The 13,711-nt window shown below is 62.4% G+C and carries 11 protein-coding genes; 7 read left to right on the forward strand and 4 right to left on the reverse strand.

What is annotated here, in order from left to right; genetic code table 11:
• Nucleotides 1-28 precede the first annotated feature (28 nt).
• The gene (locus tag D781_RS19155; protein ID WP_015673991.1) at nucleotides 29-934 is read right to left on the reverse strand and encodes an AraC family transcriptional regulator; all 906 of its coding nucleotides are present in this window, start codon (nucleotides 932-934) and stop codon (nucleotides 29-31) included.
• Between the two features lie 306 nt (nucleotides 935-1,240).
• On the opposite strand from D781_RS19155, the gene D781_RS19160 reads away from it, so the two are divergent.
• The 4 genes from D781_RS19160 (at nucleotide 1,241) to D781_RS19175 (ending at nucleotide 5,101) form a co-directional block, all read left to right on the forward strand.
• Entirely contained in the window at nucleotides 1,241-1,981 is a 741-nt protein-coding gene (locus D781_RS19160; protein ID WP_015673992.1) for an NADPH-dependent oxidoreductase, read from the forward strand.
• A gap of 3 nt (nucleotides 1,982-1,984) precedes the next feature.
• Nucleotides 1,985-3,148 carry an alcohol dehydrogenase gene (yqhD, locus tag D781_RS19165; RefSeq protein ID WP_015673993.1) on the forward strand — a complete coding sequence of 388 codons (1,164 nt, stop codon included), beginning with the start codon at nucleotides 1,985-1,987 and terminating at the stop codon, nucleotides 3,146-3,148.
• A 388-nt stretch (nucleotides 3,149-3,536) separates the two neighbouring features.
• Nucleotides 3,537-4,358: a 2,5-didehydrogluconate reductase DkgA gene (gene dkgA / locus D781_RS19170; protein WP_015673994.1), complete on the forward strand. Its 822-nt coding sequence runs from the start codon at nucleotides 3,537-3,539 to the stop codon at nucleotides 4,356-4,358.
• A gap of 140 nt (nucleotides 4,359-4,498) precedes the next feature.
• Nucleotides 4,499-5,101, forward strand: a complete 603-nt coding sequence (locus tag D781_RS19175) for a transglycosylase SLT domain-containing protein (protein ID WP_015673995.1) — start codon at nucleotides 4,499-4,501, stop codon at nucleotides 5,099-5,101.
• Between the two features lie 61 nt (nucleotides 5,102-5,162).
• Here the strand turns inward: D781_RS19175 and D781_RS19180 are convergent, their stop codons facing one another.
• Together D781_RS19180 and D781_RS19185 are read right to left on the reverse strand one after the other, a co-directional pair.
• Entirely contained in the window at nucleotides 5,163-7,340 is a 2,178-nt protein-coding gene (locus tag D781_RS19180; protein WP_015673996.1) for a YgiQ family radical SAM protein, read from the reverse strand.
• Between the two features lie 94 nt (nucleotides 7,341-7,434).
• A complete protein-coding gene (locus D781_RS19185; RefSeq protein WP_015673997.1) occupies nucleotides 7,435-8,169 on the reverse strand; it encodes a GntR family transcriptional regulator in 735 nt (244 codons plus the stop codon).
• A gap of 210 nt (nucleotides 8,170-8,379) precedes the next feature.
• Between D781_RS19185 and D781_RS19190 the strand changes: the two genes are divergently transcribed.
• The 3 genes from D781_RS19190 to D781_RS19200 are packed head-to-tail and all read left to right on the forward strand — an operon-like array spanning nucleotide 8,380 to nucleotide 11,736.
• Nucleotides 8,380-9,396, forward strand: coding sequence for an ADP-ribosylglycohydrolase family protein (locus D781_RS19190; RefSeq protein ID WP_015673998.1), 1,017 nt, complete (start codon nucleotides 8,380-8,382; stop codon nucleotides 9,394-9,396).
• 9 nt (nucleotides 9,397-9,405) lie between these two features.
• The gene (locus tag D781_RS19195) at nucleotides 9,406-10,803 is read left to right on the forward strand and encodes a cytosine permease (RefSeq protein WP_015673999.1); all 1,398 of its coding nucleotides are present in this window, start codon (nucleotides 9,406-9,408) and stop codon (nucleotides 10,801-10,803) included.
• Entirely contained in the window at nucleotides 10,804-11,736 is a 933-nt protein-coding gene (locus tag D781_RS19200; RefSeq protein ID WP_015674000.1) for a PfkB family carbohydrate kinase, read from the forward strand. It begins immediately after the preceding gene.
• A 464-nt stretch (nucleotides 11,737-12,200) separates the two neighbouring features.
• Here D781_RS19200 and ftsP read toward each other — a convergent pair whose 3' ends face one another.
• Complete coding sequence (ftsP, locus tag D781_RS19205; RefSeq protein ID WP_015674001.1) at nucleotides 12,201-13,616, reverse strand: cell division protein FtsP; 1,416 nt, start codon at nucleotides 13,614-13,616, stop codon at nucleotides 12,201-12,203.
• Nucleotides 13,617-13,711 lie beyond the last annotated feature (95 nt).

Consider the following 13,711-nt stretch of genomic DNA (forward strand, 5'->3'; position numbering starts at 1 on the left):
CTCCGTCTGACGGCCGTCGCGTCGGCCGTCAGGCAGCGTAGTTATCCCGCACCCGCGCCACTTCATCGCTCGGCGTGACGCCGAAGAAACGCTTAAACTCGCGGCTGAACTGCGAGGCGCTTTCATAACCCACCCGCATCGCCGCCGTGCTGGCCTTCAGACCATCATGCAGCATCAGCAGCCGCGCCTTATGCAGACGGTAGGATTTCACGTACTGCAGCGGCGAGGTGTCGGTCACCGCCTTAAAGTTATGGTGAAACGCCGACACGCTCATATTCACCTCGCTGGCCAGCGCCTCCACGCTCAGGTTCTCCGCATACTGCTTTTCAATACGCCGCAGCGCCCTGGCGATTTGGCTGAAGTGCGTATGCCGGCTGACCAGTTCCTGCAGCGACGCGCCGCTGCGGCCGCACAGCACGTAATAGAGGATTTCACGCACGATCTGCGGCCCCAGCACCCGCGCATCCAGCGGTTTTTCCATCACGTCCAGCAGGCGCTCGGTGGCGCACAGCATCTCATCATGCTGCGACGCGCAGTTGATGCCGCAGCTCTCGCCGTGCGGCGCCGTCAGATAGTCGTCGTCGCCGATATCGATCAGCAGATCCTGCAGCATCTGGGTATCAATCCGCACCGAAATCCCCACCAGCGGCTGTTCAGGGCTGGCGAAGGTTTCACACTCAAACGGCAGCGGCAGCGTCATCAGCAGATAGTTACGCGGATCGTAGCGGAACACCTTACTGCCGCAGTAGCCCACCTTGTGCCCCTGAAAAATAATCACAATGCTGGGATCGTACATCACCGGCTGGCGCGGGTAGTGCCGGTCGGCATACAGAATATCCACCTGCGGCACCGGCGACGACGTAAAGCCGTTGCCCACGGCAAAGCGCGCCGCCTGCTGCGCCATCCGGCGCCGAAGTTCGTCAATGTCGCTCACGCTGCCTCCGATATGATGAAGAATCATGCGGTATAAAGCATAATAAAACGCCGCCCGTTCCTACAGCGTTTTGTAGAAATAGGCAAGCATCAGGCAGGAATGTGCATTGTTAATACCGCTGCCTGTCACTGACAATAGTCCCCACAAATTAGCGGGCGCCATCTTCCTTACAGCTTTAGGCAAGAGGCCGCTCCCGTCGTCAATCTGAAACGCTCCCCTCTGCCCAGCAACCGTCGTTCCGTCCCTTCAGGGCGCGGCCGACGCCGTTTTGCCAACCGGAGCGGAGTTGGATAAGGCAGCCTGACCATGAACCAGACCATTGACCTGCTGACGTCGCACCGCAGCGAGCGCAGCTATCTCGACCTGCCGATCGCCGATGAGGTGCTCGACAGTATTATCGCCGCCGCCCATCTGGCACCGACCTCGGTCAACTCCCAGCAGGTTTCGCTGGTTGTCACCCGCGACCCCGTTCAGCGCGCGCGCATCGCCGAGATTGCCGGCGGTCAGGCGTGGATCGCCCAAGCGCCGGTGTTTATCACCGTGGTGCTGGATATGCACAAAACCCGATTGGGCATCGCCATGGGCGGCCAGCAGCAAACGGCGCACCAGAGCATTGAGAGCCTGATTTCCGGCAGCACCGACGTCGGCATCGCGCTCGGCGCGCTGATGACCGCCGCCCGCTCGCACGGGCTGGGCATCGTGCCGATCGGCGGCATCCGTCGCGATCCTCAGGCGCTGATCGAGCTGCTGCAGCTGCCGGAACTGACCTTCCCGGTCGCCGGGCTGGTGATCGGCCATGTCGATCGGGGCGCGCAGCAGAAACCGCGCCTGCCGATCGGCAGCTTCCGTCATGAAGAGCGCTATCAGCGCGAAGCCCTGCCGGACGCCATCAAGGCCTATAACCAGACGCTGAGCGACTACTGGCAGCAGACCGGCCGCGCGGACGGCGACGACTGGAGCCGTAATACCGCCAGCTATTACCAGCATATCTATTTCCCGAATGTGCTTCCGGCCATTCAGCAACAAGGCTTTAAACTGGACAAGTAAACCATGCAAAACTTTATTCTCCATACCCCAACCAAAATTCTGTTCGGTAAAGACCAGATTGCCGAACTGGGCCAACAAATTCCGGCCGACGCCCGTATTCTGATTACCTACGGCGGCGGCAGCGTGAAGAAAAACGGCGTCCTGGATCAGGTGCACGCCGCGCTGCAGGGGCGCAGCGTCAGCGAGTTCGGCGGCATTGAGCCGAACCCGACCTTTGAAACGCTGATGAAGGCGGTCGACGTGGTGCGCGCCGAGAAGATTGACTTCCTGCTGGCGGTCGGCGGCGGTTCCGTGGTGGACGGCACCAAATTTATCGCCGCCGCGGCGGACTACAGCGCCTCCCCGGACGCCTGGCACATCATGCAGACCGTAGGCAGTGAAATCACCCGCGCGGTGCCGATGGGCTGCGTACTGACCCTGCCGGCCACCGGTTCGGAATCCAACAGCGGCGCGGTGATCACCCGCAAAAGCAGCGGTGACAAGCAGCACTTCTTCTCGCCGCTGGTGCAGCCGCAGTTTGCCGTGCTGGATCCGCAGGTCACCTATTCGCTGCCGCCGCGCCAGATCGCCAACGGCGTGGTGGACGCCTTTGTGCACACGCTGGAGCAGTATCTGACCTACCCGGTCGACGCTAAAGTGCAGGACCGCTTCGCCGAAGGCCTGCTGCTGACGCTGCTGGAAGATGGCCCGCGCGCGCTGGCGGAACCGGAAAATTATGCGGTGCGCGCCAACGTGATGTGGAGCGCCACCATGGCGCTGAACGGCCTGATCGGCGCCGGCGTGCCGCAGGACTGGGCGACCCATATGCTCGGCCACGAGCTGACGGCGATGCACGGCCTGGATCACGCGCAGACGCTGGCGATCGTTCTGCCGTCGCTGCTGCGGGAGAAAAAGGCGCAAAAACGCGACAAACTGCTGCAGTACGCCGAGCGCGTCTGGGGACTGCGCGACGGTGATGACGATCGGCGCATCGACGCCGCCATTGCCGCCACCGCCGAGTTCTTCGAAAAAATGGGCGTGCCGACCCGGATGGCCGACTACCAGCTCGACGGCAGCAGCATCCCCGCGCTGCTGGAAAAGCTGCGTGAGCACGGCATGACCGCGCTGGGCGAGCATCAGGACATCACGCTCGAGGTCAGCGAGCGCATCTATCAGGCGGCGCGTTAAGCGCACGCCGCCAATTTCCTGCTAGTCTTATAGGCCGGGCCGATCAATTTGCGGCGCCATAGGCGCCAGCCATTGGCCGCCCGGCCTCACAATAACGTATTGCCTGCGCCCGGACGTTCCGGGCGCTTTTCCCCGCGCCGACGGCGCCTCCGTCAGTTCTGTTTTCGCCATTTGGCGCATTTACCGGAGGAGACGCATGACAGCAGGTTCCGCAGGATCGCCGACGCACCGCTAACCTTCGGCACTCCTGACAGTCGCCACCGACCCCGACGCCGTACCGCTGCGGCCAGGCTCAAGCGCTGCAACGTTAACCGCGCCGCAGGGTCTAAAATTAAAGCAAGCTTTCCGACGTGGTTAACGTCGGCAATCAGGTCAAAAGGAGATACGCATGACAACGCAACCCATCATCAAACTCCACGACGGTAATCTGATGCCGCAGTTGGGTCTCGGCGTTTGGCAGGCGAGCATTGAAGAGACAGCCAATGCCGTGGCGAAAGCCCTGGAGGTTGGTTATCGCTCCATTGATACCGCTGCTATTTACAAAAACGAGGAAGGCGTCGGCAGTGCGCTGCTGTCAGCCTCGGTACCGCGCAGTGAACTGTTTGTCACCACTAAACTGTGGGATGACGATCAGGGTGACCCGCAGGCCGCGTTGGAGACCAGCCTGAAAAAACTGGGGCTGGACTATGTCGATCTGTACCTGATCCACTGGCCGCGGCCGGCGCAGGATCGGTATGTCGACGCTTGGCGCAGCCTGATCAAGCTGCGCGAACAGGGCCTGACGAAGAGCATCGGCGTCTGTAACTTCAATATCCCGCACCTGCAGCGCCTGCAGGATGAAACCGGCGTCACGCCGGTGATCAACCAGGTCGAGCTGCATCCGCTGCTGCAGCAGCGCCAGCTGCACGCCTGGAACGCCATGCATCATATCGCCACCGAATCCTGGAGCCCGCTGGCGCAGGGCGGCGAAGGCGTGTTCGACCAGGCGGTGATCAAGCATCTGGCGGAAAAATATGAGAAAACCCCGGCGCAGATCGTGGTGCGCTGGCACCTGGATAACGGCCTGGTGGTGATTCCGAAATCCGTCACGCCGTCGCGCATCCGCGAAAACTTTGCGGTGTTCGACTTTAAGCTGGATAAGGATGAGCTGGGCCAGATTGCCAAACTCGACAGCGGCAAGCGTCTGGGGCCGGATCCCGCCACCCGCTGAACCTCTCTCTCCCCGGCCCGCCGCGCGCGGGCCTTTTTCCACCCCGTGCGCGCCGTAGCGCTTTTGGTCAAAATCTTTGCCTGCCCGCCGGCGATGATGGCACTATCAATGCCTGAAACCTTCCCACCGCACGGAGCACTATGAAATTTTCGATCGCCGCCTGCTCGCGCCTGGCCATCCCGCTGGCGCTACTGATCCTCGTCGGCTGTTCCAGCAAGCACAAATCCGCCAGCTACGACCGCCACAGCTTTGATAGCGCCATCGCCGACGCCGCCGACGAGTATGACGTCGACGCCAAACTGATCGCCGCGATGATTCAGGTTGAGTCCGGCTTTAACCCGGCGGCGATCAGCCGCTCCAACGCCGTCGGCCTGATGCAGCTGAAGGCCTCCACCGCCGGCTGCGACGCCTACCAGTTTAAGGGGAAAAGCGGCTGCCCGGACGATGACGACCTGCTCGACCCGGAGACCAATATCGATCTGGGCGCCGCCTATCTGGCTTCGCTGCAGCGTCAGCTGCGGGGGATTGATAACCCGGTGACGCTGCGCTACGCCACCGAAGTGGCCTACGTCAACGGCGCCGGCGCGCTGCTGCGCACCTTTTCCGCCAACCGTCGCCAGGCGGTCAGCATGATTAACAGCCTGTCTCCCGAGGCGTTCTGGTGGCACGTGCGCCAACATCATCCGTCGGCGCAGGCGCCGCGCTACCTGGCGAAGGTGGAAGCGGCCTACGCCCGGCTGTAATACGGCGAAAAAAATGCCGGTCAGTCACTGACCGGCATCATTAGCCTGCGCCGAGCAGCGGTTACGCCTTGCCTTTGGCGCCAGCGCTGCGGATCGGCTTGCGCGGCGGCTTATTGGACGGTGAGCGCTGGCGCTGAATATCGCTGTGCTTGGTCAGCGCCGGGCGCGTGCGGCGCTGCAGGCGTTTGCTCTCGCGCTGCTCGTCAATGCTCGGCGCCGGCACCAGACAGTCACGGCGGCTGCCGATCAGGTGCTTCAGGCCCATATCTTCCAGCGCGCCGCGGATCAGCGGCCAGTTGGCCGGATCGTGATAGCGCAGCAGGGCCTTGTGCAGGCGGCGCTGGCGATCGCCGCGCGGGATAAACACCTCTTCCGACTTATAGCCCACCTTGCCCAGCGGGTTCTTACCGCTGTAATACATGGTGGTGGAGTTCGCCATCGGCGACGGATAGAAGTTCTGCACCTGATCGAGACGGAAGCGGTTTTTCTTCAGCCACAGCGCCAGATTGACCATATCTTCGTCCTGCGTGCCGGGATGCGAGGAGATAAAGTACGGGATCAGGTACTGCTCTTTGCCGGCCTGCTTGGAGTAGTGGTCGAACAGCTGTTTGAAACGGTCGTAGCTGCCCATACCGGGCTTCATCATCTTCGACAACGGCCCGCTTTCGGTATGCTCCGGCGCAATCTTCAGATAGCCGCCCACGTGGTGGCTGGCCAGCTCTTTGATATAGCGCGGATCTTCCACCGCCAGATCGTAACGCACCCCGGAGGCGATCAGGATCTTCTTCACCCCTGCCAATTCACGCGCGCGGCGGTACAGCTTGATGGTCGGCTCGTGGTTGGTATCCATATAGGTGCAGATTTCCGGATACACGCAGGAGGCGCGGCGGCAGGTCTGCTCGGCGCGCGGGTTGGTGCAGCGCAGCATATACATATTGGCGGTCGGGCCGCCCAGATCGGAGATCACGCCGGTAAAGCCCGGTACCTTGTCGCGAATTTCTTCAATTTCGCGAATGATCGAATCTTCGGAACGGCTCTGGATAATGCGCCCTTCGTGCTCGGTGATCGAGCAGAACGAACAGCCGCCGTAGCAGCCGCGCATGATATTGACCGAGAAACGGATCATATCGTAAGCCGGAATGCGCGCCTCGCCGTAGGACGGGTGCGGCACCCGCTGGTACGGCAGCGCGAACACGCTGTCCATCTCTTCGGTTTTCAGCGGGATCGCCGGCGGGTTGATCCACACGTAGCGGTCGCCGTGCTTCTGCATCAGGGCGCGGGCGCAGCCCGGGTTGGTTTCATGGTGCAAAATGCGCGAAGCGTGAGCGTACAGCACTTTATCCGCCTTGACCTTCTCAAAGGACGGCAGCAGCACATAGGTTTTTTCCCACGGCTTCGGCTTGGCGGCACGCACGGTGACCGGCTTGGCCTCCGGCTCCGGCTGGGCGCCGTCGGCGCAGGGCAGGTCTTCGCCGTAAGGATTGGGGATCGGCTCAATACGCCCCGGCTTATCCAGACGGGTGGAATCCACCCCGCTCCAGCCCGGCAGCGGCGCCTTGCGCATCACCGCGGTGTTGCGGATATCATGGATATCAGCGATCTTCTCGCCGGCGGCCAGGCGGTGCGCCACTTCCACCAGCGGACGCTCGCCGTTGCCGTAGATCAGCATATCGGCCTTGGAGTCCACCAGCACCGAGCGGCGCACGGTATCCGACCAGTAATCATAGTGGGCGATGCGGCGCAGGCTGGCCTCGATGCCGCCGAGTACGATCGGCACGTTCTTGTAGGCTTCTTTACAGCGCTGGGTATACACCAGCGTGGCGCGATCGGGGCGCTTGCCGCCGACGTTGCCCGGCGTGTAGGCGTCGTCGTGACGCAGTTTACGGTCGGCGGTATAGCGGTTGATCATCGAATCCATATTGCCGGCGGTAATGCCGAAAAACAGGTTCGGTTTGCCAAGACGCATAAAGTCGTCTTTATTGCTCCAGTCCGGCTGGGCAATAATGCCGACGCGGAACCCCTGCGCTTCCAGCATGCGGCCGATAATCGCCATGCCGAAGCTGGGGTGGTCGACGTAAGCGTCGCCGCTGACAATAATTACATCGCAGCTGTCCCAGCCCAGTTGATCCATCTCTTCGCGCGACATCGGTAAAAACGGTGCGGTGCCGTAACATTCGGCCCAGTAAGGCTTATAGGAAAACAGTTCGCGATCCGGTTGGATCAGGCTGGTGGTGCTCATTCGACAGTGCTCTTTTGCAGGTTAATTAATCGCCGGGCGGCGATTATACGCACTATCGGCAAAAAGAGCAGGGTTATTTCTGCGCGCCGGCCCGCTAGCTGCTGACTTCAAATTCGTACACGTCGCTGCGGCACAGTACTTCACTGACCTCCAGCACCTCGCCCTGCGCGTTGCGGCTGGTCTGCGTCACCTGCAGCAGCGGCGCGCCGCTGGCAACGTTAAGCAGCCCGGCGACGTCATCGCTGCAGGCGATCGCCTTCAGCAGGAAGTGCTTCCCTTCCGGCACGATGCCGCGTTCGCGCCACAGCGCGTAGAGCGAATGCTCCAGCCGCTCGGGGTCGGGCAAAAAACGCGGCGGGATGTAGGTGGTTTCCAGCGAGACCGGGTTGCCGTCCACCAGCCGCAGGCGGCGCAGCTTTACCGCCGGCTCATGCTCGGCCAGATTTAACGCCTGCGCAATCTCCGGCGGCGGCGTCACGCGGGTACGCAGCAGCCACTGATTGCTGGCGGCACCGCCGCTGCGCGTCACCTGAGCGGTAAAGCCCTGCTCCTGCGACAGCGAATAATCCATATACACCGCCACCCGGGTGCCCACGCCCTGCTGGCGTGAAATCAGCGCCTTCTCTTCCAACAATTTCAGCGCTTTGCTGACGGTCACCCGCGACACCGCCAGCTGTTCGGCCAGCAGGCGTTCGGGCGGCAGAAAATCGCCGGCGGCCAGCACCCGCTGTTTGATCGCCGTCTCCAGCGTGGCCGCCAACTGCATATAGCGCGGTGCGGCAACCGCCTGCGCCAGCTGCTGACGCAGCCACACATTAAAATCACTCATCAGACTGCTCTCTCAATATCGGCGCCCTCTCTGGCGATAGCTTTTATCATATTTTGCTGTCGCTGCAGGAAATTTGTGCCGAGAGTTGTGCAATGGATCTAGATTGGCATCACATTTTTGGCGTAATGGACTTTCATTGGATCCATTTTGCCATTATGGTGATACCGTTGACGTGTTTAATTCAACATGCACCAACACCAGGGAATACCCATGACAATAAGAAAAAATCCTCACCTCGCCATTCTTGGCGCGCTGTATGGCCAAGCCGCTGGCGATGCGATGGGGATGCCGTCGGAACTGTGGCCGCTACGGCAGGTACGCGATTATTTTGGTTGGATCGATCGCTTTCTGCCTGGCCCGGATGAGAATATTGCCGCGACGGGGTTTGTCGCCGGCGAATACACCGACGACACACAGCAGGCAGTAGCGCTGATGGAAGCGCTACTCGCCGCTCACGGCAAGATTGAACCCGAACGCATCGCCCACCACATCATGCTGTGGGCAGAACAGGTCGACGCCTTCAATAAAAACATTCTCGGCCCCACCTCCAAAGCCGCGCTGCACGCCATCCGCGCCGGTAAACCTATCGCGGAAATCACCGCCAACGGCGTAACCAACGGCGCCGCCATGCGCATCGCACCGCTGGGATGTCTGTTATCCACCAATGATTTAGGCTACTTTATGGATGCCGTGCGTCTGGCCTGTAGCCCGACGCATAAATCTGATATCGCCGTGGCCGGCGCCTTCGCGATTGCCTGGGCGGTCAGCCGCGCCATCGACGGCGACGACTGGCACGCGATTAAACAGGCGCTGCCGCCGCGGGTGGAACAGATGCAGCAACAGCAGATCACCACCTTCAGCCCGTCACTGAGCCGTCGCATTCAATGGGCGCTGGACGTGGCAGAACGCGTGCGCCCGCTGACGGACAGCGAGGCGCTGGCCGAGCTTTACCACACCGTCGGCGCCGGCATGGACACCATCGAGTCCATTCCCTGCGCGCTGGCGCTGGTCGAGCTGGCGGACGGCGATCCGGTGCGTTGTGCGCTGCTGGCCGCCAACCTTGGCGGTGATACCGATACCATCGGCGCGATGGCGACGGCAATCTGCGGCGCGCTGCGCGGCATTGAAGCATTTCCGGCGCAATGGATTGAAACACTGAACCAGGCGAATCAGATTGATTTTCAACCATATGCAGCGGCTCTGGAGGCGTTGCGCAACCAAGGGTAAATCTGCAGCATGAGTGACATAAACCGCAGTGAAACATGGAAAGTTGAAAGCACCGGCATCGATCTGGTGCCCGAGGCGGAGCAAACCGGTAAGCCCATCGAGCTGTTTTGGGTATGGTCAGCGGCCAATATCGGCATCCTCGGCGTGGTTTACGGCGCGCTGATCGTCGGCTTCGGCCTGTCGTTTATTCAGTCGGTGCTTGCCGCGCTGGTCGGCGTCGCCAGCTTTGCGCTGGTCGGCTATACCAGCTTCGCCGGCAAACGCGGCCGCACTTCGACGCTGACGCTGTCGCGGGTCATCTTCGGCCTAAAAGGCAATATCGCCCCCACCGCCTTCAGCTGGATCAACCTGATGGGCTGGGAGGCGGTGAACGTCATTACCGGCACGCTGACGCTGGCGGCGCTGTTCCAGGCGATGGGGCTGGCGGAAAGCCCGCTGCTGACCGGCGTCAGCCTGCTGCTGTTCGGCGGCCTGACCATCGTCGTCAGCCTGCTCGGACAAAACACCGTGGTCTGGCTGCAGACCTGGTTCAGCCGCATCTTCGGCAGCATGACGCTGGTCGTGGTGCTGTATATCGCCTTCACCACCGAATGGCAGCGCGTGCTGGCGCTGCCCGCCGGCAGCTGGCTGACCGGCTTCCTGCCGGCGGTATCAATCATCGCCGCCGGCACCGGCATCGGCTGGGCGATTGCCGGCGCGGACTACAGCCGCTACCAAAGCCCGCAAAGCTCGAATAAAAGCATCTTCGCCGCGGTGATGAGCGGCGCCTGCCTGCCGCTGGTGCTGCTGATGTTTACCGGCATTCTGCTGTCGGTGCAGCTGCCCGATCTGGCCTCTTCGGCCAACCCGATCGCCCTGATTGGCTCGGTGCTGCCGACCTGGATGGCGATCCCCTATCTGCTGACGGCGACCGCCGGCATCGTCACCATTGCGGTGCTGAGCCTCTACTCCGCCAGCCTTAACCTGCTGACCATCGGCGTCAAGGTCAAACAGTCGCTGGCGGTATCGCTGGATGCGCTGCTGGTGCTGGCCATCGCCCTCTATGTACTGTTCGTCTCCGGCGATTTTATGGGGCCGTTTATCGCCTTCCTGGTGTTCTGCGGCGTGTTTCTGGCCGCCTGGGAAGCGATATTCATCCTCGACTACCTGCGCCTGCGCCGCCATCATGGCTACGACGGCAACGCGCTGTACGGCCTGAACGGTCAGAATCGCGGCGTGCGTACGGTGCCGCTGTGCTGCTGGTTCCTCGGCGCCCTCAGCGGACTGATGGTCACCAAAAGCGGCTTTATCGACGGGCCGCTGGCCAAAGGCCTGTTCGCGGATTCCAGCCTCGGGCTGTTTGTTTCCTTCCTGGTTAGCCTTGTCGCCTACGGCCTGTTTCTGGCCGCGGGCAGAGAACGTAAGTAAATGAGTGAATTTTCTGCAGTCACGCCGGTGCTGGTGCTGGGCGCTGCCGTCGGCGATCTGGTTATGACGCTGCCGCGCCTGCCCGTCAGCGGCGAAGATATCGAAGCCCGGCCGCAGGGGCGGCAGATTGGCGGCTGCGCCTTTAACGTCGCCCGCGTGCTGTGCCGGCTGGGCGTGCCGGTGGTAAACGGTATGCCGGTCGGCAACGGCGAATGGGGCGCCGCCGTAGAGGCAGCGATGCAGGCGCTGGGATTGCCGGTGCTGCTGCGGCACGGACAGATGGATAACGGCTGGTGTCTGGCGCTGGCCGAGCCGAACGGCGAAAGAACCTTTATCACCGTCAGCGGCTGTGAAGCGCAGTGGAACAAGGCGCAGCTGGCGACTCTGCCGCTGACGCCGGAGACGCTGGTTTACGCCAACGGCTATGAGCTGGTGGGCGAGCCGGGCGCCGCGCTACGCGAATGGCTGACCCGCCTGCCGTACGACCAGTACCGGCTGATCGATGCCGGCCCGCGCGTTGGCCTGCTCGGCGAGGAGTTCTTCGCTATGCTGAGCGACAGCCATACCCTGCTGACGCTCAACCGCGACGAGGTCGCCACCCTGTGCGGCGACGGTGATCCGGTCGAGGCGGCGCAGCGCTACGCCGCCGCCCGCAATTTCACCCTGATTTGCCGCCTCGACAGCGACGGCGCCTGGATCTGTGACGGCAAGCACCCGCCGCAGCATATCGCCGCCTATCCGGTGGAGGTGGTGGACACGATCGGCGCCGGCGATGCCCACAGCGCCGGCCTGTTGGCCGCCCTTTCCGCCGGCTGGCCGCTGCCGCAGGCCGTTGACTTGGCCAACCGTGTCGCCGCCTGCGTGGTGGCCAGCCGCGGCGCCGACGCCGCGCCGGACTGGGCGCAGCTGCGCCAGCGCTTCCCGGAGGCATAAGGCCAATGCGTTAATGATCCACAGATAGATCTCGCTTAAGCGAGATAACCACTCACTCAGGAGCCGAAAACTCGGCTCCCAGCCATATTGCATCCACCTCGAAAAATATCGATCAGACCGTCAAAACCATACGCCAACTCGCCCGGTAATTACAGATTCGGGTGTTGACCTTTAGCGCGCATCACGGGCTGCCGAACAAGGAACCCGAGCCAGGGGCAACCGGACAGGGATGTCCGGTTGAGGCGGCACAGGCAGGGATGCCTGTAGAGCCGACCCGCCCGGCGACGGTGACGCCGTGAGGGTACCCGAAGGGCAGAACGTGCCTAAGCGCGGGCGCGGGTGCAGGGGCCGCGCCTACGGCCCCTGCAATTGCCGTTCACCTCAGTGACAGAGAAATACCGCACGTTTACGGCAATTCCAGTGACACGGCTCTCTACAGAAAACCATGTCAATAACACCATTAATCAACCTGCTGGCTGCGCCACAAACTGCCCGGCGCTGCCGCGGTCGGCCAGCTCCAGCGTCTGGCTGTAATACAGGAACGGGAAGTGATCGTAGGACGGCTGGGTAAAGTGCACCACCAGCTCCACCTCGCCGTCGACCCAGACGGTATCCTTCCAGCCGCGGTCCTCAACCATCGGCTGCGCGCCGTTCACGCTCTTCACCAGGAACTGCACGCCCTCAATATGGAACGACTGCGGCGTATCGGCACGGATCACCCAGCGCTCCCAGCTGTCCTGCTGGGTCTGCAGATCGACGCGGTTCACATCGCGCACCGCACCGTTAATCCCCGCCACGTCATCACCCAGACGGAACTCCCGCGTGCGGCTGATGCTGCCGTCCAACAGCTGGTCCGCCAGCAGGCGCATCGGCAGGTTATCCGTCACCAGCGGCAGCAGGCCGGTCGGCTTCAGCGTCAGCACCTGAGTGGACACCAGCAGGCTGGAAGGCTCAAACAGGCCGCGCAGACGGTCCATAATGCCCGCCGCCTCGCCGGCGTTCAGCGTCACCTCTTCGCCTTTCGACATATCGATCAGCACCTCACGCCGTTCGCCTGGCGCCAGAGAGAGCTGCTGCACCGCCACCGGCGCAGGCAGAAAGCCCTGATCGCTGGCGATCACCGTCAGCGGACGACCGTCGCTCAGCTGCAGCATATAGCGGCGCGCGTTGGAGGCGTTCAGCAAACGCAGCCGCACCCAGCCGCGAGACACCTCAACGTACGGATTCTGCACGCCGTTCACCAGCAGCGTATCGCCGACGAAGCCGCCCTGCGACGGCGGGCTGTATTCCGGCGTACCAAAGTTATCCAGCCGCTTGTCCTGCACGATCAGCGGGAAATCATCCACGCCGTAGTGGTTAGGCAGCGGCAGCGATTTGCTGACCTCATCTTCCACCAGCCACATGCCGGCCAGGCCGTTGTAAACCTGCGGCGCCATGCGCTCCGGCGTATTGGCGTGATACCAGCAGGTGGCCGCCGCCTGACGAATAGGCAGCACCGGCGACCAGTCCACCCCCGGCGACATCAGACGCGCCGCGCCGCCCACCAGAGTGCCCGGAACCTGCAGACCGCTGACGGTCATCGACACCGGTTCCGCCAGACGGTTGCTGTAAATCAGTTTAACGTCGTCGCCGTTGTATACCCGCACCGTCGGCCCGAGGTACATGCCGTTGATGCCCCAGGCGGAGGCCTTGCGGTTGGCGATAAACGGCCAGTGCGTGCGCTGCAGGGTTAAAAACAGCGGCTGGCCGCGACGAGACTCCAACAGCGGGGGAACCGGTAACGGGATTTGCGCTCCGCTCGCTTCAGCCCTCAGCGGCACGGCTCCCGCGCACAGCGCCAGACCCGATGCCTGAATGAACTGACGTCGACTGAGTGACATATTTTCTCCATGAAAACAAATGCTAAACCGTATGCAAAAGCCCGGCGGCGGATAGTGCCACTAAGCGTAGCAGGAAGCCGGGCATTAACGACCTG

Origin of the sequence: Serratia sp. FGI94, assembly GCF_000330865.1 — a bacterium.
GTDB classification, from domain to species: domain Bacteria; phylum Pseudomonadota; class Gammaproteobacteria; order Enterobacterales; family Enterobacteriaceae; genus Serratia_B; species Serratia_B rubidaea.

Bases quoted from the DNA above. Each gene is read 5' to 3' on its own strand.
- dkgA (WP_015673994.1), top strand. From the start codon at position 3,537: ATGACAACGCAACCCATCATCAAACTCCACGACGGTAATCTGATGCCG.
- D781_RS19195 (WP_015673999.1), top strand. From the start codon at position 9,406: ATGAGTGACATAAACCGCAGTGAAACATGGAAAGTTGAAAGCACCGGC.
- ftsP (WP_015674001.1), bottom strand. From the start codon at position 13,616: ATGTCACTCAGTCGACGTCAGTTCATTCAGGCATCGGGTCTGGCGCTG.
- D781_RS19160 (WP_015673992.1), top strand. From the start codon at position 1,241: ATGAACCAGACCATTGACCTGCTGACGTCGCACCGCAGCGAGCGCAGC.
- D781_RS19175 (WP_015673995.1), top strand. From the start codon at position 4,499: ATGAAATTTTCGATCGCCGCCTGCTCGCGCCTGGCCATCCCGCTGGCG.
- D781_RS19185 (WP_015673997.1), bottom strand. From the start codon at position 8,169: ATGAGTGATTTTAATGTGTGGCTGCGTCAGCAGCTGGCGCAGGCGGTT.
- D781_RS19200 (WP_015674000.1), top strand. From the start codon at position 10,804: ATGAGTGAATTTTCTGCAGTCACGCCGGTGCTGGTGCTGGGCGCTGCC.
- D781_RS19190 (WP_015673998.1), top strand. From the start codon at position 8,380: ATGACAATAAGAAAAAATCCTCACCTCGCCATTCTTGGCGCGCTGTAT.
- D781_RS19180 (WP_015673996.1), bottom strand. From the start codon at position 7,340: ATGAGCACCACCAGCCTGATCCAACCGGATCGCGAACTGTTTTCCTAT.
- yqhD (WP_015673993.1), top strand. From the start codon at position 1,985: ATGCAAAACTTTATTCTCCATACCCCAACCAAAATTCTGTTCGGTAAA.